Below are 23,694 nucleotides of genomic sequence, written 5' to 3' on the forward strand. Positions count from 1 at the left end.
GCTAGTTTGAAATATAAGCAAATAAAGAACTAGACGGATTGAAAACAATTTTCGTTTCAGGTACTGCAGGTTCTGGAAAATCATTACTATCGTCAAAGCTTTTAGAGTATTATACAAAAAATGGAGCCTTTGCTGCTGTGATGAATTTAGATCCAGGAGTTGAGAATTTAGCATATACTTGTGATATTGATGTTAGAGATTATGTTGATTATGTATCAATTATGCAACAATATGATTTAGGTCCAAACGGAGCAATGGTAATGGCAAATGATTTGATTGCATCAAAGATTGATGATATCCAAAATGACATAGATAAAGTAAATCCAGATTACCTTATAGTTGATACACCTGGTCAAATCGAATTATTTGCATATCGATCTAGCGGCCGATTCATTATAGAAAATATTACATCTGATGAAAAAACAAGTATTTTTCTTTTTGATGGAGCACTAATTAATACTCCAGTAAATTTTGTTTCAATTGCATTACTTGCAACATCAATTAGATTGAGATTAAATTTGCCTACGATTAATGTTCTAACTAAATCAGATCTTATTAGTGATAAATTAAAAGAGATTTTGCAATGGTCTACAAATCTGAAGAGTTTAGAAAGTGCAATAGCCAAAGATACAGATGGTGATACGTATGCCTTAACTACAAATATTTTAAGAGGACTAAATTTGGGAGGATTTGCGCAGGGATTAATTCCAATTTCTAATGTAACTGGAGATGGTTTTGTAAATCTAGAGGGAGCTATGAGCAGAATTCTTAATTTGGGTGAAGAGGTAGAGGATTAGATGGTTAGCAAAGTTACGATAAAGGCGCCTTCTTCAACTGCAAATCTTGGTCCAGGTTTTGATGTATTTGGATTAGCAATAGATGCATTTTATGATACAATCACACTCAGAAAAATAAAAAATGGAATCAAAATCGTTACAGATGATAATATTCCCACAGATCCTGAAAAAAATACTGCAGGATTAGTTGTAAAGAATATGAAAAATAAATTTAAAATCAAAGACGGAGTAGAAATTAAAATCAAAAAAGGAATACCTGCAGGTTTTGGAATGGGAAGTAGTGCAGCTTCAGCTGCTGCAACTGCAGTGGCATTTGATAAGTTATTTGGACTAAAACTTGATGGGAATTCTTTGGTAGAATTTGCAGGTTCTGGAGAAAAAGCTAGTGCAGGAACAGTTCACTATGATAATGTAGCAGCTTCTGTTTTAGGTGGTTTTGTGATTGTTAAAACAAATCCTTTGAATGTAATTAGAATTGAACCTCCAACTAATCTTAGAATGTGTGTTGCAGTTCCAACAATTAATGTTCCAAAGAAAAAGACCAAGGTATCAAGAGGAGTAATTCCAAAAAAAGTCAAATTAGTAGATAGTATTTTGAACTTATCAAATGCTTCAACAATTGTAGCAGGGTTTATGAAAAAAGATCCTGAATTGATTGGAAATTCAATTAAAGATATCATAGTAGAACCTGCTAGACAACATATGATCCCAGGCTTTTCCAAAGTCAAGGAAAATGCTATAAAAGCTGGTGCATTAGGAGTGACCATTAGTGGGGCAGGACCTTCAGTTATTGCATTCTCAAAAAATTCAGCAAATCTAAAAAAAATTAGTTTAGCAATGTCTAAGGGATTTGAATCTGCAAACACAAAATGTCAAACTATAATTTGTAAACCTAGTAAGGGTGCAGCAGATAAAAGAAAATAGTGAAAAATATGAAAAAAGCAGTTATTGTGTTTAGTGGAGGGGTTGATTCTGTATGTGCAGTTTCATATTTGAAATCAAAGTATGAATTGTATGGAATAACATTTTCCTATGGACAAAAAGCAAATAGTGAGATTACAGCTGCAAAATCCTTTGCAAAGAAACTGGGGTTAAAACAACATAAGATTATTGACATTGGTTTTATGAAAGAATTGTATGGGAATTCTAATGTTTTAACAAGTTCAAAGAGAAAAATACCAAGTGAATTTGAATATTCAATTGTTGTACCAATTAGAAATGCAGTATTTCTATCGATTGCTTCAGCATGGGCCTTTACACTTAATGCATCTTTAGTAGCATATGGTGCTCATATGGGAGACAAACATTATCCAGATTGTAGACCAAGTTTTGCAAAAAAACTAGAAGCTGCCTTTAATGAAGGTGAAATTGATGGAATTAAATCAAAACTTAGAAAAAATATTGAAATTTGGTCACCATATAAAATGAAATTATCAAAAAGTGATTTATTAAAATCTGGAATCAAAGTTTTAGGTGATTCAATATTCAAAACATGGAGTTGTTACTCAAATAAAAAATATCATTGTGGTGTTTGTGAATCATGCAATAATAGAAAAATTGCTTTTGAAAAATCAGGAATTATAGATAAAACAAAATATCTAAAATAATTTTAATAGCTGTTTCTAAGAATTTTCTTTTTTAGAATGAATCCTCTAATTCCAATATACCAAATTAGAAATATTCCACCTACAATTCCCATAAACACATAGTTTTGTACATCTGGTGCAAGTTCTTCAATAGAATCAGTAATCTCTCTAGATATCAACATGGATAATGCAAGTACAATAATACATTCAATAGCATACCATGTCCAGTTTGGCCAGGATTCTTTTGGAATGTGAACATACGGATTTGCACCCATGTTTGTGATCAAAAATATTGATTATTTAATTTTTCAGTATTCTCTATAAAGAGAGATTTGAGCCACGCTGTCTAATTAATGACATTATTCCTGCTTTTTCTTCTTTATTCTCATAAATTCCCCTAAAAGCTGAAGAAGATAGTTTTGCATCATTTTTGACACCACGCATTTTCATACAAAGATGTTCAGCATCTGCTAAAACAACAACTCCTTTTACCCCTTGAGAATGAAGTTCATCAGCAATGTTTTTGGTTAAGCGTTCTTGAATTTGAAGTCTTTTTGAATATTTTTCAACCAATCTTACAAGTTTTGAAATACCGAAAACTCTACCGTTTGGAGAGTAAGCAATGTGAATTTTACCGAAAAATGGTAACATATGATGTTCACACATTGAATAAAATTGAATATCTCTAGCGATTACTACATCAGAATCTTCTGAAAATTGTACTGATAATTCTGAATCAGAGTCGTATCCTCCAAAGATTTCTTTGTACATATTTGCAATTCTTTCAGGAGTTTCTCGTAAACCCTCTCGAGTAGGATCTTCTCCAACTTCAATAATTAATTCTCTAACAAGTTTTTTTACACGTTCTTGGTCCATTTAATGATCTCACAGAATTTTTCTAGTATTTGAACCTAATCTGATATTCAGGCAGGTGCTAATTTTATGGAGCTCCTATGAATTTGTGTAATTGAGGTACAACCTTAACGTCAATGTAATGAGGATAAACTAAATCATATAATTCCAATAACAGTTCTAATGAAGGTTCAGAAATTCCATATGTCGGTTGGATGATAAATCCGTCAATATCATCTTTAGATACAATACTAAAAATTTCATTTACTAAATTTGCAAATTCATTAGATTGTGTTTTTGAACTTACTACAATTTTGATGTATGTTGTTTTCTTTGATTTTATAGATGATTCTAAACATTTCATTGTATGACTGATTAATTTTTCATAGTGTTTTGAATCAACAAAATCTGAATCTTTTGTTTTAAATTCTATCTTGACAATATCAATAAAAGGTAAAACATGATTAAATCTATCAATATCAAAACATGAGGATTCAAGATATGTAGGAATTTTCTTTTCTTGAATATGTTTTGCTAATAATGCAACTGCTTCATGTTGAATAAGGGGATCTCCTCCTGTAAAATTTACTTTGTAAGTTTGATTTTTTAAATTAGAATCAATTAGTTGTTTTGCATCATCAATTGAATATTCTGTTCCAGAATCAAGTGGAAGAGATTCTTTTGTATCACAATAAAAACATGTGAATGGACATCCTGCTAATCTTACAAACAATGTCTTAGTTCCATAGAGAATTCCTTCGCCTTCTACTGATGTGAATATTTCAAATAATCTGACTTTCAAGTAATAATTGTAAATTTTTTCATTATTTATTCAATGAGTTTCTAATGCATTACTGGTTCCTTTGAATAGAATAATCCCGTGATGAAGAATATCACACCTAAGATTCCAATTGAACTTCCTACTAATTCTATTTGATTTTGCAGATCATTTTCAATTGGTGCCCATAACCATGCCATTAAAGCACCAACAATTATCATAGGAATTCCTACGCCAACGGTAATTGCTTTAGAGGCCATGCTCACTGCTGATTAGAAAATGTATATGAATTTTATGATAACCTATCAAGTAGAATTTTTAATTGCTGACAGTTGTTTTGCCAAATCTCTCAAAAGTTCATTAGCGGTTTCAAATTCACCATTATTCAAATTTTCTTTGATATTTTGAAGAGTTTCTTTTGCATCTGAAATATCAGTTGGATCTACACCATCTACCTGAGATAGTCTAGATAATGTTTTTTCAACTTGTAATATTCTAGATTCTAGTCTATCATATTTAGTTAGATCAAACTGATCCTTTAGAGACATTATATTTCTAATCTCTTCAACAATTTGTCGTGGATCATCTGTTGAAGATAGTTTTTCTCGTGCAGATTCCAATCTTTCAATAATATCATTAGAAACGCCTTGTTTTTTGGCATTTTCAATTAATCTATCTAATTGTTCCAAATATTTTTGAGCATATACTTTTGCTCGTTGGGATTCTTGCTTTGCTGCGTTTTCACGTAGATCTTTGTTAATATCAACTATGGTTTCTTTAATTTCATGGATAGTGTTTATGGCTTGAGTAAATTTACCATCGCTTATTTGTTGTTGTGCTTGTTTGAATAATTTGTCTAAATCTGAAAAGTCAATTGGAGTATCATATTTTTTTGCAATTGTCTTTAGACTGTTTACATAGACTTGTAATCTTTGAAGATCATTTGATGGATCTTTAGCAGTATCTCTAACGGAAGATAATTCAGTTTTTGGTGCAACATCAGATACAGTATTTGAAGATGTCAGATGACTAGAAATTTCTTTGAAGATTTTCATGGCTGAAAGGAAATGTTCCTTTGCAGAGCTAATATTATCACTTCTAAGTGCTTTTTCTAAGGAATCTACTTGTTGTGTCCCTTCTTCAAATAATCTCTTGATTTTTTCAGATGAATCAACGGAGATTTGTTTGTCTATTTGTTCCTGTGCACGTTTTGCAATCTTAAGTAGAATTGTAGGATCTTCTGCAGCAGAAGCATTACTAGTCATGCCTCCTAGAGCCATACTTGTAACTAGAATCAATAAAATGGCAGTTGTGATAGTTTTCATTGTTCATTCTCCAAGTCTTTCTTGATTTTTACTAGATTCTGTTGATCTTTTTTAGAGATTTCTATTACTCCTTGTCTTTCTAAACGTTTTACTGCTCTCCACATTGTAGTTCTAGGTTGTAAGAATTTTTTTCTTAAATCACTTTCCAAAGCTTCTCCACCATTTGCAGAAATGAATTTAATAATTTCTTTATCATCTTCGCGCATTTCAGGTCTTAAATTAAAAATATTTTCAGTGTCACTTGTAGTATTATTGGTAGATTCTGTAATCACTTCATTTTGAATATGTGGTGAAGATCTTGTTTGATTTCGTTTGATAATAATCACTGCTCCAACAATTGCTGCGGCAACAGGTGCACCAATTAGAGCATATGTTAGAACATCATTGTTGGATTGTGGTGGTGTTGTTGGTGGTGTTGTTGGTGGTGTTGTTGTGGTTCCAAAAATATAATTAATTTCTGATAAACCTGGAGTTAAATCTAATTTTGTTTGATCGTTTACTAAATCCATATTTGATGGAAGTGCATCCATTCCAACAATTATAGAATTAGAAGGCATCAGTACAGAATAATCAGTTGGAGCATCTAGAGTAAAAGTCCAAACTCTTCCTTCCTTGGAAATTAAATCATGAATATCATAATCAACTGAAATCGATGAAGAACCAAAAGTATCAATAATTGCAGTATCATCTATTATTTCACTAGATAGCAAAAAGCCATTTTCACCTACAGCGACAAAATTATCAATTGATGGACCAAACAAATTTACTTCAAAATCTGGATCTAATGGATCTACATCTATTTGAGTAGAAATGTGTGCTGAACCGTCGGAATAAAGGGTTAGATCAAGCATACGAGTAGAACTGAATGAGGTCTGAAGAGGCATCGTTAATGCAACAACCATTAAGCCAGCAATTATCAAAGGTGCCTTAACCATTGTTTCGAGGATACCCTCAGTCCTTACAAAAAGCATTCCATCTTCTCGAAGAGACTCTTTCCTATGAATTGGTACGATTTCTGGATACATTGGCTCAATACCTTAGATTCATGCTTTCGACTAGTCCCTGAAATCTCTTGAACTCCTGGAAAAACTGAAGTCCTTTTTCAGTTATCAAAAAGACTCTATTTCGGTCATTTTTGACGGATTCGACTAAGCCTGCTTCTACCAGTTTCTCACATTTGTCTAGTACTGCATAGTGAGATAGGTTGGCTTTGCGAGAGATTGCAGATACAATGACTCCACCACGACCGCCATCAGCGGTAACGTCTAAGATATCACCCATTATGCCCATTTCGGACCTGTATTGTTGTTTTGACATGCTCTAGTATACAACAATGTAGTTTATGAGGAACATTTTGAAACTTCATAGCGGAACGCAAAGCGGAACAGCAATTTCACCAAAAAAAATGTGTGATTTTTGATGATTTTGAAAATATAAAGAAATTATGGAAAGAAATTACGCCTAAGAATTTTTTTGAAAAAAGTTAATTTTTAGGAAAAATCTCTTTTTCAAAAAATTAGATGAAAAAGGGAGAAATTTTTCTGATTTTAGAGAATTTTGATTGAATTTAGTATATAAGGAACAGGATAATTCCTAACCGTTCCTAATCTATCTTGTTGGCATGTCTTTTTTCATGGTTAAATCCCAGATTAGAACAATTGAAGCAATATTCATCCTCTTGATGCTTGGTGCTTCACACCTGTCTGTGACTTATTCATTTGCTGAAAATGCAGTAAATCAAGAAGAAAACGGAGAACTCAGAGCAATTCTTACAGAAAGAGTAGTTGATGGCAAGTTAGAAGTGCATAGATATGCATTACCTGATGATGTATCAAAAGCAGACTTACATAGAATGCTATTATTTGAGGGTCAAATGTCTTGGGCATTCGTCAATTACAAGGCATATGATGCAGGAATTGTGCTCTTTGATGGAAAGGCAACTAAGATAGGTGAAAATCTTTGGGAGATTTCAATAGAGCAAGATGTCTCAGGTGAGGAACTAATCTATCAAGTAGTATTTTCTGGAACAATAGCAGAAACAGATGAAGAGGAATTTGTAATTTCATTGATGAATTCTTTAAAAAATCATGAAATTGGTCAAAATCTCAAATCGTTACAAATTGGAGAAATGAACACAAATTCAGAAAAATCAATTAATTCTAGCCAAGAATTCAAAAATTCAATATCGGTGATATAATCACCATTTTTTCTTTAATGGACTAAAAATCATTCACAAGGTCAGCTTTGAGATGCAATGTAACTTTTTATTCCCATTTTGAAAAGTAAATCATAAAATGTTTGACAAATTCAAAAATGAAGAGGGAGGAGAGATGATAGAAGAAAGATCGGATAATTCTAGTACAGAAGAATCCAATTTTGCAAGTGAATCTTCAAGTCAAATTGGAATTGGAGAATTAATGGGTAAACGAGCAAAATTGGAAGAAGCAATAGATTATGTTGGTTTAATGATTAAAAACCTCAAAGATAAGAGAACTCTTCTAGAGAAAGACATTGAAGAAGAGTCAGTTGACATTAAGAATCTTAAAGAAAAACTTCAAAAAGTTAGCGAGTACATAGATGAAGAAAATAGAGGAATTGAAGAACTTGCTAAAAAGAGACAACAGGTTGAAAATGAAGCAGATGAGGTAGGCTCAATTATCAATTCATTAAGAGAAAAACTATCTGGAGTAGATAGAATTATTGATGATGAAGGTAGTAGAGTTAAAAAAATTAAAGAATCTAGAGATTCAATAAATGAATAAAATTTTCTTATTATAGAAACTTGTTTGCTGAAGCTTCTTGTGTATCAGTAGGGACTGAGGGGAACATTTGACCTGCAGAACTTTCAGCAACAGCTGCTGCTTCTTTTAAGATACTTTCTGATTCTGCATTTGTTGTTTCATCCATTCCAAATGCTGCATCACCTGAGAAACTTTCTGTCATAAAACCACCAAGCATTTCTGCCATTTGACCAATTTCTTGTTCAGCTCCTGGCATAATTTTACCAAGAGATGATTTTAGATTCTTCATTAATCCCATTGTTGGCATTATTGCCACTACAGTATCTCCAAGATCACTGCATGTTGTTAATCGTAATTCAATTTGTTCTAATGCGATTCTAGCACCACTCAAGATTTTTGTAACTTTTCTTACTTCTGCTAGTTCATTTCCAAGAACTTTGGCTGTTTGAGTATCATGTTTTTGAGTTGCCTCAACTATTCTTTGGAATAGTTTTCCATCTCGTTCTTGTAAATTTGTTAACATTGTATCTAATTTTTTAATTTGAATTTGTAATTTTTTAATGCCTTCCTGAACTCGAGGCTTTAAAGCACCTTTTGGCTTGATTGTATCGTTGATTTTCTCGCCAATACTAGGTTTAGGCTGACTGGACCATTTATCAGACAAATTAGGCATGGTTTTGATTTTAGAATATGTACTTAATTTCCGGTGTAAAAAATGGTTCACAGGACATAAATTATTACTAGCTAAAAACAAACATTTCAAAAATCACTAACAATCAAACAGAAATCAAAATAAGAAAATATATCAAAATTTGAAATAGCGTATTAAATATAAAAAATTAGAAAGTTTCATTAGAATTCATTGTTTTAACTATACCATCACGTTTTTTGTATTCAAGTTGTAAGTTATGCTCAAGTCGTTTAATAGTTTCTAAATGTGTTTGAGGATTTTTGGGGTTTTTTAATTCAGATTTTTTATGTTCTTCTAGTTTTTTGATTCTTTCGTTATTGACTAAAAGTTCTCTATCAAGTAAATCAAGTTGAATTTTACAGTTTTGGCAAATTAACTTTCTAGTTGTTTCTATTTCAAAAATTGAGTTACATCGTTTACAATTAAAATCCATTTACTAATTTTTTATAATTTTATCAACTTAAGCTTATTGATATAATTTGAAATTTACTTTTATAATGGAACTAGGTGCATATTTCATTGAATAAAAAAATCATTATTATTCCAATAGCATTCATTTTAGTAATTAGTATAGTTAGTTTGTCGTCTGAAGAATCTAGTAGCAAAAATAAAGTGCAGTTTCACATTACACTTGCAGATCCTAATCTTTATGTTAATGGAATATATTCTGAAAAATTTACTTTTGAAAAAGGTGAATATTTTTTTAGATTTGTTCCAAATGGGAGCAGCCCAAAGATTTTATCAATTATAATAAGTGGAAATTCATTTGATTATTCAGAAAATTTTGAGCTGATTGGCACATCCCATCAAACTGGAATTTCAGAATATTACACATGGGATTATGATGGGCGAAAAAATATTTTGGTTTCTGAAACACAAGAGGTTTTGATCTCCATTAATCCAAATGGAGAAACAAAAGGATCAGTGTCAGTAGATATTTTAGAAAATTAAAAGGCGTAAACCCCTTTGCTACAGAACTTTGAGAGATTTCCTCTCTTTGTCAGTCGTTTAACGCTGATCACCTTTTTCGTTCTGCGGGGTTACGCAAGTTCAGTCGATAGCAATTATATCTTTCGACATTAATTAGTATAGTAACTTTAACTATTTAAGATTTAATATTAAATTTTATAATAAATCTCTTAAATTCTTGTAATATTTTGTGACTGATTTTCATTAATGGATCTATAAATTACGAAATTTATTCAAAATATTATTGAGATTATCCGGTAAGATTGCATTAGTTACAGGAGGAAGTCGTGGAATAGGACTTGCTACTGCAAAAATTTTATCAGAAAATGGAGCAACGGTAGTAATCACTGCAAAAAATAATGAAAGGTTAGAAAAAGCAGCATCTGAAATTCCTAATTCAATTGGAATTTCAGCAGATATTAGAAATCCAAATGATGTAAAAAATGTCGTTGATAAAATAATTGAAAAATTTGGAAAATTAGATATTTTGGTTAACAATGCAGGAGTTTTTCCTAAAATAAAAAAATTGCATGAAATTGAAGAAGAAGAATGGAATGAAGTATTGGATGTAAATTTAACAGGACAGTTTAGATTTACAAGAGAATCCATTCCTCATTTACAAAAAACATTTGGTTCAATAATTAACATATCATCAGATGCTGGAATAAAGGCATATGAGGGATTTAACGCTGATGCATATTCAGCATCAAAAGCTGCTTTGATATTATTAACAAAATGCTGGGCATTAGAGTACTCTAAAGATAAGATCAGAGTTAATTGTATTTGTCCAGGTGTAGTAGATACAGATATGACAAAACCATTTTTGAAAACTGAAAAAGATAAAGAATTCATGGATAATGAACATCCATTAGGAAGAATAGGACAACCTGATGAAATAGGAAAAGCAGTATTGTATTTTGTTTCTGATGACGCTTCATGGACTACAGGAGCAATTCTTACAGTAGATGGAGGAGAATCCATTAAATGATTTCACATGAATTTAATACAACTTCAGAGGAGGAAAGATGAGATGAAAGATAGAAAAGCTAAAGCAAAATTAATCATACTATTAGGAATTATTTGGATAATTATCACATTACCGCTTCCATGGATAGTAAATAATCCAGAAGTATCTGAAACACAATTCAATATCGTATTATCAATCATAGGAGTCATGTCAATTCCGTTTATTGTTCTTGGAGTTGTATGGACATTAAAACCGGAACTTACAACCTAGGTAATAATTTTTGAATGAAATTCCTATTTCAGATAAAATCCCAGAGCTAGAAATAGCTATCAAGGCTGCAAAAGAAGCAGGTGAAGCAATTTTAGAGATTTATCATAAAAACTATGAAACAACAACTAAAGAAGATGATTCTCCTATTACTGATGCAGATTTAAAGAGTAATGAAATTATTAAAAAAATTCTTTCACAAACAGAATATCAGATTTTATCTGAAGAAGATGAAGATGATCTAAACAGACTATCTCAAAAAACAATATGGATTGTGGATCCATTAGATGGAACCTCAGATTTTATTGATAAGACAGGCGAATTTACTGTAATGATTGCTCTTATCAAAAATAAAAAACCAATTCTAGGAGTAATTGGATGGCCAACAGAAAAAACATTATTTGTTGCACAAAAAGGAAATGGTGCGTTCAAATTTTCAAATAATGAATGGAATAAAATTTCTGTAACTCAAATTTCAGAAATATCAAAATGTCGAACAGTTGGTTCAAGACATCATTTATCAGAGAAAGAAAAATCATTTATTAAAAAATTAGGTATTGAAGACTTTACAAGTATAGGAAGTTCATTAAAAGTTGGAAAGATAAGCTCAGGTGAAGCTGAAGCATACATTACAACTACAAATAAAATGAAAGAGTGGGATTCGGCCGCTTCATATTGTATTATTAGTGAAGCTGGGGGTAAAATGACAGACATGTTAGGAAATGATATCACATACAATAACAAAGATGTGTATCATCAAAATGGAATTCTAGTAACAAATGGTATTATTCATGACAAAATAGTTGAAGAGTTTAAAAAATTAGAGTAGGTTTCTTCCTTTAAGGAAGTCCTTTACTTTATTTGCACTATCTGAAAGTGATTCATGTTCGGTATCAACCACTAAATCTGCTTTATCTGGAGCTTCATAAGGATCATCAATTCCTGTAAATCCTTTGATCTCTCCTTTTCTTGCCTTGGCATACATACCTTTGACATCTCTTTCTTCGCATTTTGCTAGTGAACATTTTACATAGACTTCTGCAAATTGATCACCTGCATCGATAATCTTTCTAGCATTTTCTCTATTCTCAAGATATGGAGATACAAGAGATACTGCACTTGGAACACCGTGTTTCAACAAAAGCTTTGCTAGATGAGCAACTTTTTTGTTATGTTCATCACGTCCAGCTTTTGAAAAATCTTTTGGAGAAAACCATTCTCTAAGTTCATCACCATCAAGCATTGCCAAATTTGGAATATCTTTTTGCAAATCTTTTACGATTGTGGTCTTTCCAGAACAAGGAAGACCAGTCATCCAAAGAATGAAAGGTTTCATAAAGAAATTTTCAAAACAACACATAAAGAGCTTACGTTAATTTTTTGCCCAAGGTTGATTCTCTAAATAGTCAATTTCAGCAATTAATTCTTCTACTCTTTTAACTATTGCAAATACGGATTTGTATTGTTCATACATTTCGATTTCTTCTTCTTTTGATAATACATTTGCCTCTGCGTCATCAAAAAATTTATTTTCTTTGTTAAGATGATCATTTAAGAAAATTGCATATGTTCTCAAGTATCTTGAAACTGGTTCTTGTGCATCCTCACCATCCTTCCATCTTTTAAGATGATGTAAAATTTGACGTGCAACATTTCTGCCAAATTCATGTTCTATCATAAATTTTCTAATTTCTTCTTTTAGTGTATCATAACTCGCCACACACGGGAAATACGAATCTTCTTCTCTTGAATGATGAATTGTGTCAACAAATTCTGAAATTACGATAGTAATTTTTGTAAGATCTGAAAATGGAATTTTTGTTCCTTTGTATAATTCATCAGCACATTTTGAAACTATTTTTTCTAGGCGTCGAACTTGATCATGATCAGCACGTAATTGATTTGTAGCACTCATGATATTCTAGTCAAATTATGTTATTTAAAAATCAGTAAAGAGAGCCTAAATTTTCTAATTTAATTGAGTTTAACTTTTATCCAGATGCACTTACATTGAGTCATAAATGAATCTGATAATTTTATCAATTTTGAATCTGTTTAGTGAGCAAACTGGTGTAACAATACCAAAGTTTAACATAAATATGATATTTGAAAAATTTACAGAATTACAAAATTCCATTGTAACATTGTCAAGTCATGATGGACCAATTGCTGAGGCTCATGTAATTTTACTTGCTGCAGGAGTAGTAATTTTTCTAGGAGTGGCAGGAGAGGCATTCTTCAAAAAAACAGGTATTCCAGATGTTGCTTTTCTGATGATTCTTGGAGTAGTTATCGGACCAGTGTTTGGATTAATTCAACCTGAGGCTGTAATCCAAGTTGTTCCATATTTTGCAGCTCTTGCATTGATTATCATCATGTTTGATGGTGGACTAAATTTAGATATCAAACATGTAATCAAAACTGCTCATTTTTCAGTAACACTTGCTGTTCTAGGTTTTATTTTATCAGTGGTAATGATTACGTTAGCAGCACATTTTGCATTGGGGTGGTTATGGTTAGAAAGTATTCTGTTAGGTTCCATTGTAGGTGGAAGCAGCTCAGCGATTGTGTTTGGTTTGGTCAGAAATGTCAAAATTTCAGAAGAAACCAAATCTATGTTAAGTTTTGAATCTGCATTAACAGATATTTTAGCTACAATTATTGCATTCATATTATTTGAAGCTGTTTTAGCAGGTCATTTTGATCTTCAAACTTTACAAGAAACGATTGGGAGAGCTATTGTAGTAGGTTTAGTTCTTGGATTTGGAGTTGGAATTCCTTGGATGTATATTTCTACAAAACTTGGAAATGCTCAACACGCCTATATGCTTACATTAGGTGTTTTGTTTGTTTTATTCTTCCTAGCAAATTCATTTGGAGAATCCGGAGCATTAACTGCACTAGTATTTGGTTTGATGATTGGAAACAAAGCTCATCTGGCAAAAATTCTCAGATTCAAACTTCCTAGAGTTGAAATGGATGATCCTACACATAATCAACTAACATTTTTGGTAAGATCATTCTTCTTTGTATTTGTAGGATTAATGGCAAGTTTTGGACAAATAGAGTATATGATATTTGGTGTATTAATCACAGTAGCTGTTTACTATGGAAGAATATTTGTTGGAAAGATTACATTAACAAAAAGATTTTCACTTTTGGATAGAGCAGTAACAAATTCTATGATTCCTAGAGGATTAGCAGCAGCTGTACTTGCAACATATCCGATAACAATGGGATTACCAAATGCTGAAGCATATCCACAATTAGTGTTCTTTATTATTTTATCATCAGTTATAATTACAACAATAGGATTAGCAAAATCAAAAAAGATTCCTCCTCCAGAATCTGTTGAAGGTGGATTTGTTAAACCTCCAGATGATCCAAAAGATGGAACATCTGAAGAATCAGAAAAAATGCCAGATATTTTGATAGAAGAGAATGTTGAAGGTGGATTTGTTAAAAAAGAATCTGATAATTCTAAAGAAGAGAACTAAAGTTCTAAGGATTCTTTAAGACCTTTGTACCTATTTCGAATAGTTACTTCAGTCACGTTTGCAGCCTCTGCAATATCACGTTGAGTTTTATCTTCTCCATTTTTCACACAAGACAAATAGAGTGCTGCAGCTGCTAACCCCATAGGATCCTTTCCTGCAGATACTTCATTTTCTTGCGCCATTTTCAATACTTTTGTCGCATATCTTTTTGTTTTCTCTGCAATTCCAATTCTACTTGCAATTCTTGCAACACATTGAATAGAATCAGTTACTGGCATTTTCAAATCTAGTTCTTTAACTAATAATCGATAACATCTTGCAATGTCTTTTCTTTTGATATTTGCAGCTTGTTCAACATCTTTTAGATTTCTTGGAGTTGAAGTGTCTCTACATGCAGCATAAAGTGCTGATGCCATTAATGCAGAAATAGAACGACCTCTAACTAAGCCTTTTTCAAGTGCCTTTCTGTAAATGTAAGCTGCTTTTTCAATTACAGAATCTGAAATTGCGAGTTTGTCTTTTAATCTATTTAATTCACTAAAGGCTTGTCTAAAATTTCTATCAACAGGTTCATGAACTTGACTTCTACTATCCCAAGTTCGCAGCCTCTCAATAGTACTTTTCATAGATGCTGAAAGTGGTCTTCCAGATGCATCTTTGTTTACAGGATTGATAATCGTTGCAAGACCCATATCATGCATAGTTAATGATGTTGGTGCACCAGCTCTTGCTTTGTTGCCACCTTCATCTTGTGTAAATGAACGCCATTCTGGACCTGCTTCTTGAAGTTTTTCAGTAATTACAAATCCACATTTAGAACAGAACATCTCTCCTGATTCGTTATCAGTAACTAATTTTCCCTGAGCACATCTTGGACAGAGTTCTTTACTTTTACTTACCATATTATTACTAGAATCCTAGAATTTATGGTATTTATGAATCAACAAGTATTTTTGAAATTTTATTATCTAATTTTAACCTGATAATAATACTGAATAATCATTATTGAATAATTCAGGTATGAAAATTATCTGGATTATCTCTTTATTAATTGGATTTTTTATTTTGGTTCCACAAATCCATGCAGAGACAATCACACAGAATCTGGAGGGCGGGATGGATATTCAAATTCAATATCCTGAAGAAATTGTGGTTGGAAGAGATGGAAATATATCAATTTTAATTAAAAATAATGGATGGGAAAATAAAGAAGATATTTCATTTGAATTTTCACTATCAGGAATTCCTGGATTAATTCTAGATCCGTCAGATGGGGTTAGTCTGGATAAACTTACTCAAGGAGGATCATATGGTGAAAATATTAATTTACAAATACCAGACAATACTAATACAGGAATTTATTTTCTAAATCTAAAATATTCTCACATTCTTGTTGCAAATAATGAAACACCACAACCAAGATTCTTTCACGATGTTGCAATTCCAATTACAATAAAGAATAATCCAAGTGTTACAATACACACAAAAATACCTGAATCAATTTTTTCAAATGCAGAGTTTCCTATTGAAGTAGAGTTATTTTCAAAAGACATTGATATTCAAAATGTCAGATTGAGGATAATTCCTCCTAAAGATATTGAGTTTAGAGGGGAAACTCTTCATTCTTTCTCAAAAATTGAAAAAAATACACATGTAGCAATTACATCTAGGATCATTACGCCAATTAATGAAGTAAATACAGAATACAAGATTCCATTTCAAATTATTGTGACTTATACTGACGATGTAGAACAAGAAAAAGAAGATTCACAAACAGTATCAGTAGTTTTACGACCTAGAACATTTATGGAATTAACTACAGATGGGGGCATCTGGATTGGAAATTTCTTTATTGCTCCATATGTAAGTCTTGGAACAATTATAGGAATTCCTGCTGGTGCCATAATATCATTATTAATTCGTAAAAAAACTTCTAGTGTAAAACGGACAAAAAAGAAAAAACCCTAAGATTCTAGTTTTTCCTTAATTCTTTGAGTGTATTTTTGATTATATTCAATAAATAATTGAATTTTATCTTGTGCCAAAGCCATTGCGCCAGGTCTACTATTAACATGAGCTTCAGCAATTTTTTGTTCTTCTAGGATTTTCTCTAGATTTTCTTTTGAAAGTGAATCTAATTCTGTAAGTAAAGTACCAAGTTCTTTTTCAAAATTATTTTTACTATCAGGGATTGCAGGTGGATCAGCGCCTATGATTTCTTTTGTAGTAATATTTCCAAATACCTTCTTGTCTAATTCAAGCAATAATGAGATGTAAAATTAGTGATATAAATTCAATTTCATTATATTCAAAATTGTAAAAGTGAGTGCAGTGCAATCAAACATTTTATCTTTAGATAATTTCGCATTATTTCTATGACTTATTGTATTGGTGAATGCAAAAAATACAAGGCTCTAAAACCTACAGAAATTGGCAGATATGCTGCAGGCCAAAAAAGATGCAACTATTGTGAAGTGTTTGTTGAGTATGAAGGAATTATTTGCCCTTGTTGTAATAGACAACTAAGATGTCTACCAAGAAGTAGAAAAGGCAAAGAAAAGTACATGGAACAAATTGTAAGATAAAAATTCACGCCTAAGAATTAAAGTTCTATTTATAAGAAATCAATACAAGGATAATTATGGCAATTCCTCTAGATGTTGAAGAATTCGTTGAGAAACACATCAAATTAATGATATCTCAGACTGAAACATACTTACCATTTATCAAAGTAGCATTTCCGTATTCAAACAATGTTGCAGACGGGGTATACAATCTAATTATTGGAAGTGCATTATCTGTATTCGTAAATCAATTTGCCATGAAGATGAAATATCCTACTGCAGATGATTTTACAGAGTTTGGAAAAATTGCTCTAAAATACAGAGATCAAGTTGATCAATTTTTTGCATAACTAAGCTAGTTCACCTAGAAAATGAACTGTATGGTTTGTTACTACAACAGTTCTATCTTTTGGAACATGAAATAATTTTTTTGATCCACTAGAAGATTGAACAATAAGTTTTGCATATGGGTCTTTAAGTGATTTGTAAAGAATTCCTTTATCGCCTACTGATTGAGACCAATGATTTCCTTGCACAAAAGATATTGTTTGGAATTTTATAACTTGATACGAATAAACCATTTCTAATTAATTATTAACAATTGCACTCATTAATGACTTTCCTCCTATTAATGCAGTAATTGACAGACCAATATTTGCCAAAATATTGATAGCTAGTGCTCCATAATGATTATTCTCTAATAGATTACTTGAATCCAGTGCAAATGAAGACATTGTAGTAAGTGAACCACAAAATCCTACTGCGGCAAATAGAGAATATCTACCATCCAAATTCCAGTATTCAGATAATACAATAAATGATCCTAGAACAAATGCCCCCAGAACATTGACTATCAAAACGTTGAGTGGTAATGTGTTGAAAAGTAATGGTGATTCAGTGACTTTGTATCTTAGAAATGCTCCTAGTACTGAACCTGCTGCAAGAAAAACAAACTCTAATCCTTTCATCACACAAATCAGACAATTTGGTATTATTAGTGCTATATGGAAAAAATCTGGCTAAATTGTGCCTAATTTCAGATTGAATTAGAAATTATGTATATGGTTTTTATAGGTTCAATATTTTCCCCAGACTGAATGACATTAAAATTGAGATGTGAAGACTATGGTTTTGAATGTGATTACATTCTAGATGAAGAAAAAACTGTAGGTCTGATTGAAAAATTAAGAAATCATTTTGAAGAAGAACACGGAATTGATTATACTGTTGAAGCAGTTACTCAAATGATAACAAATCGTGGTCACTCTTTAGAATCAATTAAGAAATAGATAATTTCTTTAAAAAAATTATTTTCATTTTTAACATTTATTACAATGTGTGTTGCATTATAGATAAGAATTAAATTTCTACAATAAGTTGAGGAATTTTTCGTTTATGAAGTTTGGTTTTGAATCAAAAATTTCCTGAATCATATTATTTTTATTTTATAATCACCAATAGTAGTTAATAGTGGTAGAAAATTATTCAAATGATTATGATGTCAAGTGTCAGTTAGATACTTGCAAAACCTACCCTACAATAACAGATTCTGAAAGAGGAGAAATTGTTTGTGGGGGTTGCGGTCTTATTCTATTGCAAAATATGGCTGACGCATCATATGAAAACAACGGTTACAACTCTGAAGACTTTATGAAACTATCAAGAACAGGTCCTGCTACATCACTTACAATGCATGACAAAGGACTTTCAACTGTAATTGGTACAAATAAAGATTCTTCTGGAAATTCATTATCTAGCAAAACAAAATATGAATTCAATAGACTAAGAACATGGGATCAAAGAAGCAAATCAAGAAAAACTGCCAGTTTGAGCAAGGCATTTACAATGCTTCACGGAATGAAAACAAAACTAGGTATCCCTAACAACATAGTAGAAAATGCTGCCTATATTTACAGAAAAGCTGTCAGTGCAAAACTAACCAGAGGAAGAACAATGAATTCATTGATTGCTGCCTCTCTATATGCAGCATGCAGAGAAAACAACATTCCAAGAACATTAGATGATATCGCAAAAGCTGGAAATGTAGAACGAAGAATACTCTCTAGAGATTTGAGAACCATAATCAAAAAGCTGGAATTAAGTCTAAATCAATATGATACTGCTTCATTCATCTCAAAAATCTCAAACAACATGAATCTAAAAGAAAAAACAAAAAGAGATGCATTTGAGATATTAGCACGCTCTGAAAAAGAACAGATTACTGCTGGAAAACACCCAGTAGCACAAGCTGCTGCATCATTATACATTTCATGTATAATGAATGGAGAAAAAATTAGCCAGAAAAAATTTGCAGTAGAATCAGGGGTAAGTGATGTTACTATTAGAAACAGAGCAGTATTGATAAAGAAAACCTTAAAGCTTATTGAGTGAAAATTCCAAAATAATCCTACAATTGAATTGTAGGAGAAAATATTTTTTCAAATATTATTTCTTTTAGTTGATTAGTTAATTCTAAAATTACTCTAACTTGTTCTAATGTAATTTCTCTAAGACTTTGAATTGAATTGTTAAGTACAGATATTTCTTCTTGTAGTCTTTGTTTATCGTTTTTTAAAGAAGAGATTTGGCTCTGGAGATTAGAATTTTGTTGTTTTAGATTATTGTTTTCCTCAGTCAATCTTTTTACTTTTTCTGAATCAGATTCCCCAGGAAAAGGATCTGGTGTAGGTTCAGGATCTGGCATTCTAATTGGTTCAGGTGCAGGACTAGGTTGTGGAATTTGTGGTGGTTCTGGTTCTTGTTCAGTTTCAAATGCAAATGAAATTTGTATTAAACTTAGAGAAACAAAAATTGTAATAATTACAAAGATCTGACTAGGTTTCATGTTATAATTTCACAAAAATCTTATGTTATTTTTGTATATGAATATGATTATTAATTTCTAAGAATGAAAAAGAAGATTATTTGTAGAAATCAGGTTCTTGATCTCTTTTTTGTTTTGGAAGATCTTCCATAACTGCTTGGACCACTTCATTGTGATTGTATGTTAGATGTCTGAGAAATTTTGCTGATTCATCTGCTCTAGTTTTTTCATCAGCAAACAACATTTCAGGACTACTTAGCTCAGTCATCATTGTGTTACATTCGTTGCATGGCTCAAAGTCAAGATAGAGTTTCATGATTTTACGTCATTTTCCTTAGTATTTAGACTATTTTATGGATTAGGTATAGGGGCCTCTTTTGTTCGAGGTTTTACCTTATCCACAGCGTCAATTAGATCTTGTTGTGTAATCTTTATCTCCTTAACATTCTTTGACTTGCCAGAAACATATCTCTTCAAAGAAGCAATAGCTGCTCTATTTGTAACTGCTGCAATTTCAGCACCGCTGAAATTTTCAGTCAATTTTACAAGTTCTGGGATTTTAACATCGCTTGCAAGAGGTTTGTTCTTTGTATGAATCTCAAAGATATGTTGTCTTCCTTTTTCATCAGGATTTGGAACCTTGATTATTCTATCAAATCTTCCTGGTCGTAAAAGTGCTTCATCTACAATATCTAATCTGTTTGTTGCGCCAATAATTAACACATTGTGCAGTTCTTCTAATCCATCAATTTCTGTTAGAATTTGAGACACTACATTCTCTGTAACATGTGACTCTGAACTTCCACTACCTCGTCTTGGTACTAGTGCATCAACTTCATCTAAAAATATTATACATGGTGCTGCTTGTCGTGCCTTTCTGAAGATCTCTCGTACTCCTTTTTCTGATTCTCCAACCCATTTTGACAATAGTTCAGGGCCTTTGATACTAATGAAATTAGACTCTGTCATTTTTGCAAGAGCTTTTGCTATCAATGTCTTTCCAGTACCTGGAGGACCATGAAGTAGAATTCCTTTTGGAGTTTCAACATCAACATAATCATATGCGTCTTTGTATTTTATTGGCCACTCAACAGCTTCTTTGAGTTCTTCTTTTAGTTCATCTAAACCTCCAACGTCATCCCAACTTACATTTGGAATTTGGACTTGGACTTCTCGGAGTGCACTTGGTCTGACTTCTTTTAATGCATCTCTGAAATCTTCACTGGTGATTTTGATCTTTTGAATAATCTCTGATGAGATTTTTTCTTCATCAAGATCAATTTCAGGAAGAATTCTACGAAGTGATCTCATTGCAGCTTCTTTGGATAATACTTCCAAATCAGCTCCTACAAATCCATGTGTTGTCTTTGAGATTTGTTTGAGGTCTACTTTTTCATCAATTGGCATTCCTCGTGTATGAATTGAGAGAATATCAAATCTACCTTCCTCATCAGGAATTCCAATCTCTATTTCTCTATCAAATCTACCTGGTCTTCTAAGTGCAGGATCAATAGAATCAGGCCTGTTAGTAGCTGCAATTACTACAACCTTGCCTCTAGATTTCATTCCATCCATTAGTGTTAGTAATTGAGAAACAATTCTTTTCTCTAATTCACCAGATACCTCATCTCTTTTTGGAGCAATTGAATCAATTTCATCTATGAAAATTATGCTAGGTGCATTTTCTTCAGCTTGAGTAAAGATTTCCCTAATTCTCTCTTCACTTTCTCCATAATGTTTGCCCATAATTTCAGGACCGCTAAGTGAGATAAAGTGGGCATTTGTTTCACCAGCTACTGCCTTTGCAAGCAAAGTCTTTCCGGTTCCTGGTGGACCATACAAAAGTACACCCTTTGGGGCTTCCACGCCTATTTTGTCAAACAATTCAGGATGTCTCATTGGTAATTCTACCATTTCACGAATTTTTTGCACTTCATTTTTTAGGCCTCCAAGTTCATCGTATGTGATTCTAGGAACTGAAGAATCAACTGCCTTTGTCATTGCTCCAAGCTTGAAAACAGTATTTTCTGTAACCAAAACTGGTTTTGATGGTTTTGTACTTGTTACAACAAATTGAACTCTTCCTCCCATCTGGGTGTTTAGAGATACAGAGTCTCCGGTTGTAAATACATGATTAAGGTAATTGTAAATCATATATTCCTGTAATCCTTCTGCGGCAATCTTTTCAGTTGGAGATAAAACAATTTGTTCAGCATTTACAGCTTCTACTGATTTAAGTGAAATTTTATCACCGATTCCAGCTCCAATATTTTGTCTTGTCATTCCATCTATTTTGATAAAGCCTGAACCATATTCTTCAGGGGGGCCTGGCCAAAGTTTAACATGTGTTTTTTTGTTATATGTTAATTCTAAAATTTGTCCTGTATTCCATTTTTGATCCTCAATTACTTTAGGATCAACTATAGCTCTGCCTCTTCCAACATGTTGTTGAGGACTTTCTTCAATTTTTAAAACTATTTCAGTCATATTATTACCTCAAAAATTAAGAGGGGTTTATTCAACCTCCACCGTTTTGCCTTTTGGTTTTTCCTCTTCAATTAATTTGAAGATGATTTGTAAAACCCCATTTTTGTATGATGCTTTAACAGAGTCCTCATCAACTTTTTGTTGTACAGGAACTTTTACATGATATTTTTTGTCACCATGTTCTGCAGAAAGATCAACTATTTTGTTTTCAACAACAATTTTGACATCTGACTTTTCTACACCTGGCATCTCAGCTATGAGTTTTACTACTTTTTCTTTTTCGTCGACTATTGTGTCAACTAGTGGTTCTCGTGTATCAGAAGTTGGCAAAAGGCCTGGTTTGACATTTCCATACTCCTTTACAACAGGTTTTCCATCAGGACCAACGGTCATTGTATAACCGTAATAATATGGACCAGATTCAGAACCATTTCCCTTGAATTCCTCAAAAATGTCATCTATATTGAAAAAAGAGTTTGACATTCTTTTGAAGATTCTATCAAATTCACTATCAAAGAACATTGTCATATTCACCTATGTTATGTAATATATATGACATTATATAAAGATTATTGATAATCCCTAGATTTTTTACATAATCCTATTATAACTGACATAATATAATAATTTTAATGAGGACTACAAACATGTCCGTTCCAGAAGTTGTTAGAGAAATCATTACTAGAAATCGTTCAATTTATGATTGTATGAAAATGGATTTGATAAACTATACAGCTTTGGCTGTAAAAATTCAACCAGAAATTGAAAAAATTCTAGGCAATTCTGTAAATCTCAATACAGTAGTTGTTGCAATCAAAAGATATGCTGACTCGTTTGAAATTAAAGATGAAGTTCGGGAAGAATCAGTTTTAAAAAATGCCAGATTAGCTTTAACAGATGGGATTATGGATGTAAAGTTTTCAGTAAAGGATTCCAATGGAATGGATCCAATGGAAATTATTGATAAATTCTCTAAAATAACTAATAATTATGATTTTTTCAGACTTTCTGATTCATTTAGATTTCTTGCAGAAGATATGGACGATATTAGACAGATTTTTGGTAATGTAGCAGAAAATAATGAAATGTTCAGTACGGGTCTGGCAAAAATTCGAATTTCAATTCCAAGTTCTCAAAATCAATCAGATGTAGTATCCTATGTAGCTGAAGTATTACATGCTAATGGAATAGAATTGGTTAATGCATTTTTCAGTCAGGATAGCATCATAATTATTCTAAATGAGAGAGATTCTTCAAAGGCCTATGATATTTTACATTCAGATATCATGAGAACCTGAGTCAGTAATGAATTTAGTGAAAATTATTCTTATAGCATATATTCACCCAAA

At 31.9% G+C, this 23,694-nt stretch carries 35 protein-coding genes; 16 read left to right on the forward strand and 19 right to left on the reverse strand.

All coding sequences use genetic code 11. The features are described 5' to 3' along the window. Positions 1-38: 38 nt before the first annotated feature. Genes K5781_RS04020 through K5781_RS04030 form a run of 3 tightly spaced genes read left to right on the forward strand, consistent with a single transcriptional unit; the run spans position 39 to position 2,404 of the window. Positions 39-797 (forward strand): ATP/GTP-binding protein, encoded by a 759-nt coding sequence (locus K5781_RS04020; protein ID WP_297440987.1) that lies wholly within the window; start codon positions 39-41, stop codon positions 795-797. Continuing rightward, a complete protein-coding gene (locus tag K5781_RS04025; protein ID WP_297440989.1) occupies positions 798-1,721 on the forward strand; it encodes a homoserine kinase in 924 nt (307 codons plus the stop codon). A gap of 8 nt (positions 1,722-1,729) precedes the next feature. After that, complete coding sequence (locus K5781_RS04030; RefSeq protein WP_297440991.1) at positions 1,730-2,404, forward strand: 7-cyano-7-deazaguanine synthase; 675 nt, start codon at positions 1,730-1,732, stop codon at positions 2,402-2,404. Positions 2,405-2,406: 2 nt separating this feature from the next. Here the strand turns inward: K5781_RS04030 and K5781_RS04035 are convergent, their stop codons facing one another. The 7 genes from K5781_RS04035 to K5781_RS04065 form a co-directional block, all read right to left on the reverse strand. Continuing rightward, positions 2,407-2,658, reverse strand: coding sequence for a hypothetical protein (locus tag K5781_RS04035; RefSeq protein ID WP_297440993.1), 252 nt, complete (start codon positions 2,656-2,658; stop codon positions 2,407-2,409). 43 nt (positions 2,659-2,701) lie between these two features. Further along, positions 2,702-3,259: a GTP cyclohydrolase I FolE gene (folE, locus tag K5781_RS04040; protein WP_297440995.1), complete on the reverse strand. Its 558-nt coding sequence runs from the start codon at positions 3,257-3,259 to the stop codon at positions 2,702-2,704. A gap of 64 nt (positions 3,260-3,323) precedes the next feature. After that, a complete protein-coding gene (locus tag K5781_RS04045; RefSeq protein WP_297440997.1) occupies positions 3,324-4,037 on the reverse strand; it encodes a 7-carboxy-7-deazaguanine synthase QueE in 714 nt (237 codons plus the stop codon). 41 nt (positions 4,038-4,078) lie between these two features. Next, positions 4,079-4,273, reverse strand: a complete 195-nt coding sequence (locus K5781_RS04050) for a hypothetical protein (RefSeq protein ID WP_297440999.1) — start codon at positions 4,271-4,273, stop codon at positions 4,079-4,081. Positions 4,274-4,318: 45 nt separating this feature from the next. After that, positions 4,319-5,338 (reverse strand): hypothetical protein, encoded by a 1,020-nt coding sequence (locus K5781_RS04055; RefSeq protein ID WP_297441001.1) that lies wholly within the window; start codon positions 5,336-5,338, stop codon positions 4,319-4,321. Next, positions 5,335-6,363 (reverse strand): MarR family transcriptional regulator, encoded by a 1,029-nt coding sequence (locus K5781_RS04060; protein WP_297441003.1) that lies wholly within the window; start codon positions 6,361-6,363, stop codon positions 5,335-5,337. The genes K5781_RS04055 and K5781_RS04060 overlap by 4 nt, the downstream gene beginning before the upstream one ends. Positions 6,364-6,367: 4 nt before the next feature. Continuing rightward, the gene (locus tag K5781_RS04065; protein ID WP_016940139.1) at positions 6,368-6,655 is read right to left on the reverse strand and encodes a winged helix-turn-helix domain-containing protein; all 288 of its coding nucleotides are present in this window, start codon (positions 6,653-6,655) and stop codon (positions 6,368-6,370) included. A 316-nt stretch (positions 6,656-6,971) separates the two neighbouring features. On the opposite strand from K5781_RS04065, the gene K5781_RS04070 reads away from it, so the two are divergent. Both K5781_RS04070 and K5781_RS04075 read left to right on the forward strand, forming a co-directional pair. Beyond that, on the forward strand, positions 6,972-7,535 hold the full coding sequence (locus K5781_RS04070) for a hypothetical protein (protein WP_297441006.1): 564 nt from the start codon (positions 6,972-6,974) through the stop codon (positions 7,533-7,535). Between the two features lie 97 nt (positions 7,536-7,632). Next, positions 7,633-8,100, forward strand: a complete 468-nt coding sequence (locus K5781_RS04075) for a transcriptional regulator (RefSeq protein ID WP_297441008.1) — start codon at positions 7,633-7,635, stop codon at positions 8,098-8,100. A gap of 10 nt (positions 8,101-8,110) precedes the next feature. Here K5781_RS04075 and K5781_RS04080 read toward each other — a convergent pair whose 3' ends face one another. Next, positions 8,111-8,752, reverse strand: coding sequence for a hypothetical protein (locus K5781_RS04080; RefSeq protein ID WP_297441009.1), 642 nt, complete (start codon positions 8,750-8,752; stop codon positions 8,111-8,113). A gap of 166 nt (positions 8,753-8,918) precedes the next feature. Beyond that, positions 8,919-9,203, reverse strand: coding sequence for a hypothetical protein (locus tag K5781_RS04085; protein WP_297441011.1), 285 nt, complete (start codon positions 9,201-9,203; stop codon positions 8,919-8,921). Between the two features lie 86 nt (positions 9,204-9,289). Here K5781_RS04085 and K5781_RS04090 point away from each other — a divergent pair, with 86 nt between their 5' ends. The 4 genes from K5781_RS04090 (at position 9,290) to K5781_RS04105 (ending at position 11,802) form a co-directional block, all read left to right on the forward strand. Then, the gene (locus K5781_RS04090) at positions 9,290-9,721 is read left to right on the forward strand and encodes a hypothetical protein (protein ID WP_297441013.1); all 432 of its coding nucleotides are present in this window, start codon (positions 9,290-9,292) and stop codon (positions 9,719-9,721) included. Positions 9,722-9,983: 262 nt separating this feature from the next. After that, entirely contained in the window at positions 9,984-10,727 is a 744-nt protein-coding gene (locus tag K5781_RS04095; RefSeq protein WP_297441016.1) for an SDR family NAD(P)-dependent oxidoreductase, read from the forward strand. A 42-nt stretch (positions 10,728-10,769) separates the two neighbouring features. Further along, the gene (locus K5781_RS04100) at positions 10,770-10,976 is read left to right on the forward strand and encodes a hypothetical protein (protein WP_297441018.1); all 207 of its coding nucleotides are present in this window, start codon (positions 10,770-10,772) and stop codon (positions 10,974-10,976) included. 10 nt (positions 10,977-10,986) lie between these two features. Then, a complete protein-coding gene (locus K5781_RS04105) occupies positions 10,987-11,802 on the forward strand; it encodes a 3'(2'),5'-bisphosphate nucleotidase CysQ (protein ID WP_297441019.1) in 816 nt (271 codons plus the stop codon). Here the strand turns inward: K5781_RS04105 and cysC are convergent. Continuing rightward, a complete protein-coding gene (gene cysC / locus K5781_RS04110; RefSeq protein WP_297441022.1) occupies positions 11,794-12,309 on the reverse strand; it encodes an adenylyl-sulfate kinase in 516 nt (171 codons plus the stop codon). The two genes, K5781_RS04105 and cysC, sit on opposite strands and share 9 nt — an antisense overlap. Before the next feature lie 36 nt (positions 12,310-12,345). Next, entirely contained in the window at positions 12,346-12,888 is a 543-nt protein-coding gene (locus K5781_RS04115) for a hemerythrin domain-containing protein (protein WP_297441024.1), read from the reverse strand. 130 nt (positions 12,889-13,018) lie between these two features. Between K5781_RS04115 and K5781_RS04120 the strand changes: the two genes are divergently transcribed. Further along, positions 13,019-14,470, forward strand: a complete 1,452-nt coding sequence (locus tag K5781_RS04120) for a cation:proton antiporter (protein ID WP_297441026.1) — start codon at positions 13,019-13,021, stop codon at positions 14,468-14,470. Here the strand turns inward: K5781_RS04120 and K5781_RS04125 are convergent. Next, positions 14,467-15,372 carry a TFIIB-type zinc ribbon-containing protein gene (locus K5781_RS04125; protein ID WP_297441028.1) on the reverse strand — a complete coding sequence of 302 codons (906 nt, stop codon included), beginning with the start codon at positions 15,370-15,372 and terminating at the stop codon, positions 14,467-14,469. The two genes, K5781_RS04120 and K5781_RS04125, sit on opposite strands and share 4 nt — an antisense overlap. 118 nt (positions 15,373-15,490) lie before the next feature. On the opposite strand from K5781_RS04125, the gene K5781_RS04130 reads away from it, so the two are divergent. Beyond that, positions 15,491-16,438, forward strand: a complete 948-nt coding sequence (locus K5781_RS04130; protein WP_297441029.1) for a hypothetical protein — start codon at positions 15,491-15,493, stop codon at positions 16,436-16,438. Here K5781_RS04130 and K5781_RS04135 read toward each other — a convergent pair. Next, on the reverse strand, positions 16,435-16,734 hold the full coding sequence (locus K5781_RS04135) for a hypothetical protein (RefSeq protein WP_297441032.1): 300 nt from the start codon (positions 16,732-16,734) through the stop codon (positions 16,435-16,437). The genes K5781_RS04130 and K5781_RS04135 overlap by 4 nt on opposite strands. A gap of 111 nt (positions 16,735-16,845) precedes the next feature. Here K5781_RS04135 and K5781_RS04140 point away from each other — a divergent pair, with 111 nt between their 5' ends. Both K5781_RS04140 and K5781_RS04145 read left to right on the forward strand, forming a co-directional pair. Continuing rightward, entirely contained in the window at positions 16,846-17,055 is a 210-nt protein-coding gene (locus tag K5781_RS04140; RefSeq protein ID WP_297441034.1) for a hypothetical protein, read from the forward strand. A gap of 56 nt (positions 17,056-17,111) precedes the next feature. Beyond that, positions 17,112-17,384 (forward strand): hypothetical protein, encoded by a 273-nt coding sequence (locus tag K5781_RS04145; RefSeq protein WP_297441036.1) that lies wholly within the window; start codon positions 17,112-17,114, stop codon positions 17,382-17,384. On the opposite strand, the gene K5781_RS04150 is transcribed toward K5781_RS04145, so the two are convergent. Both K5781_RS04150 and K5781_RS04155 read right to left on the reverse strand, forming a co-directional pair. Further along, a complete protein-coding gene (locus tag K5781_RS04150; RefSeq protein WP_297441038.1) occupies positions 17,385-17,615 on the reverse strand; it encodes a hypothetical protein in 231 nt (76 codons plus the stop codon). It lies immediately after the preceding gene. Between the two features lie 6 nt (positions 17,616-17,621). Beyond that, positions 17,622-18,002 carry a CrcB family protein gene (locus K5781_RS04155; protein WP_297441489.1) on the reverse strand — a complete coding sequence of 127 codons (381 nt, stop codon included), beginning with the start codon at positions 18,000-18,002 and terminating at the stop codon, positions 17,622-17,624. 129 nt (positions 18,003-18,131) lie between these two features. Here K5781_RS04155 and K5781_RS04160 point away from each other — a divergent pair, with 129 nt between their 5' ends. Both K5781_RS04160 and K5781_RS04165 read left to right on the forward strand, forming a co-directional pair. Further along, positions 18,132-18,323, forward strand: coding sequence for a DUF1059 domain-containing protein (locus K5781_RS04160; protein ID WP_297441040.1), 192 nt, complete (start codon positions 18,132-18,134; stop codon positions 18,321-18,323). Between the two features lie 181 nt (positions 18,324-18,504). Next, entirely contained in the window at positions 18,505-19,425 is a 921-nt protein-coding gene (locus K5781_RS04165; RefSeq protein WP_297441042.1) for a transcription initiation factor TFIIIB, read from the forward strand. 16 nt (positions 19,426-19,441) lie between these two features. Here K5781_RS04165 and K5781_RS04170 read toward each other — a convergent pair whose 3' ends face one another. From K5781_RS04170 to hsp20, 4 genes are all read right to left on the reverse strand, one after another. Beyond that, complete coding sequence (locus tag K5781_RS04170) at positions 19,442-19,879, reverse strand: hypothetical protein (protein ID WP_297441044.1); 438 nt, start codon at positions 19,877-19,879, stop codon at positions 19,442-19,444. 76 nt (positions 19,880-19,955) lie between these two features. After that, positions 19,956-20,174 carry a hypothetical protein gene (locus tag K5781_RS04175; protein WP_297441045.1) on the reverse strand — a complete coding sequence of 73 codons (219 nt, stop codon included), beginning with the start codon at positions 20,172-20,174 and terminating at the stop codon, positions 19,956-19,958. 35 nt (positions 20,175-20,209) lie between these two features. Then, positions 20,210-22,345, reverse strand: coding sequence for a CDC48 family AAA ATPase (locus K5781_RS04180; RefSeq protein ID WP_297441046.1), 2,136 nt, complete (start codon positions 22,343-22,345; stop codon positions 20,210-20,212). Positions 22,346-22,372: 27 nt separating this feature from the next. Next, entirely contained in the window at positions 22,373-22,873 is a 501-nt protein-coding gene (hsp20, locus tag K5781_RS04185; protein WP_297441048.1) for an archaeal heat shock protein Hsp20, read from the reverse strand. Positions 22,874-22,992: 119 nt separating this feature from the next. Between hsp20 and K5781_RS04190 the strand changes: the two genes are divergently transcribed. Then, a complete protein-coding gene (locus K5781_RS04190) occupies positions 22,993-23,643 on the forward strand; it encodes an ACT domain-containing protein (protein WP_297441050.1) in 651 nt (216 codons plus the stop codon). Positions 23,644-23,694: the final 51 nt, after the last annotated feature.

Source organism: Nitrosopumilus sp. (assembly GCF_025699255.1).
Classification (GTDB): domain Archaea; phylum Thermoproteota; class Nitrososphaeria; order Nitrososphaerales; family Nitrosopumilaceae; genus Nitrosopumilus.

Coding starts and splice junctions, on each gene's coding strand:
- folE (WP_297440995.1), bottom strand. CDS start 3,259: ATGGACCAAGAACGTGTAAAAAAACTTGTTAGAGAATTAATTATTGAA.
- K5781_RS04175 (WP_297441045.1), bottom strand. CDS start 20,174: ATGAAACTCTATCTTGACTTTGAGCCATGCAACGAATGTAACACAATG.
- K5781_RS04155 (WP_297441489.1), bottom strand. CDS start 18,002: ATGAAAGGATTAGAGTTTGTTTTTCTTGCAGCAGGTTCAGTACTAGGA.
- K5781_RS04070 (WP_297441006.1), top strand. CDS start 6,972: ATGGTTAAATCCCAGATTAGAACAATTGAAGCAATATTCATCCTCTTG.
- K5781_RS04050 (WP_297440999.1), bottom strand. CDS start 4,273: ATGGCCTCTAAAGCAATTACCGTTGGCGTAGGAATTCCTATGATAATT.
- K5781_RS04065 (WP_016940139.1), bottom strand. CDS start 6,655: ATGTCAAAACAACAATACAGGTCCGAAATGGGCATAATGGGTGATATC.
- K5781_RS04160 (WP_297441040.1), top strand. CDS start 18,132: ATGACATTAAAATTGAGATGTGAAGACTATGGTTTTGAATGTGATTAC.
- K5781_RS04140 (WP_297441034.1), top strand. CDS start 16,846: ATGACTTATTGTATTGGTGAATGCAAAAAATACAAGGCTCTAAAACCT.
- K5781_RS04030 (WP_297440991.1), top strand. CDS start 1,730: ATGAAAAAAGCAGTTATTGTGTTTAGTGGAGGGGTTGATTCTGTATGT.
- K5781_RS04080 (WP_297441009.1), bottom strand. CDS start 8,752: ATGCCTAATTTGTCTGATAAATGGTCCAGTCAGCCTAAACCTAGTATT.
- K5781_RS04115 (WP_297441024.1), bottom strand. CDS start 12,888: ATGAGTGCTACAAATCAATTACGTGCTGATCATGATCAAGTTCGACGC.
- K5781_RS04180 (WP_297441046.1), bottom strand. CDS start 22,345: ATGACTGAAATAGTTTTAAAAATTGAAGAAAGTCCTCAACAACATGTT.
- K5781_RS04035 (WP_297440993.1), bottom strand. CDS start 2,658: ATGGGTGCAAATCCGTATGTTCACATTCCAAAAGAATCCTGGCCAAAC.
- K5781_RS04150 (WP_297441038.1), bottom strand. CDS start 17,615: ATGGTTTATTCGTATCAAGTTATAAAATTCCAAACAATATCTTTTGTG.
- K5781_RS04190 (WP_297441050.1), top strand. CDS start 22,993: ATGTCCGTTCCAGAAGTTGTTAGAGAAATCATTACTAGAAATCGTTCA.
- K5781_RS04100 (WP_297441018.1), top strand. CDS start 10,770: ATGAAAGATAGAAAAGCTAAAGCAAAATTAATCATACTATTAGGAATT.
- K5781_RS04085 (WP_297441011.1), bottom strand. CDS start 9,203: ATGGATTTTAATTGTAAACGATGTAACTCAATTTTTGAAATAGAAACA.
- K5781_RS04125 (WP_297441028.1), bottom strand. CDS start 15,372: ATGGTAAGTAAAAGTAAAGAACTCTGTCCAAGATGTGCTCAGGGAAAA.
- K5781_RS04130 (WP_297441029.1), top strand. CDS start 15,491: ATGAAAATTATCTGGATTATCTCTTTATTAATTGGATTTTTTATTTTG.
- cysC (WP_297441022.1), bottom strand. CDS start 12,309: ATGAAACCTTTCATTCTTTGGATGACTGGTCTTCCTTGTTCTGGAAAG.
- hsp20 (WP_297441048.1), bottom strand. CDS start 22,873: ATGACAATGTTCTTTGATAGTGAATTTGATAGAATCTTCAAAAGAATG.
- K5781_RS04055 (WP_297441001.1), bottom strand. CDS start 5,338: ATGAAAACTATCACAACTGCCATTTTATTGATTCTAGTTACAAGTATG.
- K5781_RS04145 (WP_297441036.1), top strand. CDS start 17,112: ATGGCAATTCCTCTAGATGTTGAAGAATTCGTTGAGAAACACATCAAA.
- K5781_RS04170 (WP_297441044.1), bottom strand. CDS start 19,879: ATGAAACCTAGTCAGATCTTTGTAATTATTACAATTTTTGTTTCTCTA.
- K5781_RS04060 (WP_297441003.1), bottom strand. CDS start 6,363: ATGTATCCAGAAATCGTACCAATTCATAGGAAAGAGTCTCTTCGAGAA.
- K5781_RS04025 (WP_297440989.1), top strand. CDS start 798: ATGGTTAGCAAAGTTACGATAAAGGCGCCTTCTTCAACTGCAAATCTT.
- K5781_RS04075 (WP_297441008.1), top strand. CDS start 7,633: ATGTTTGACAAATTCAAAAATGAAGAGGGAGGAGAGATGATAGAAGAA.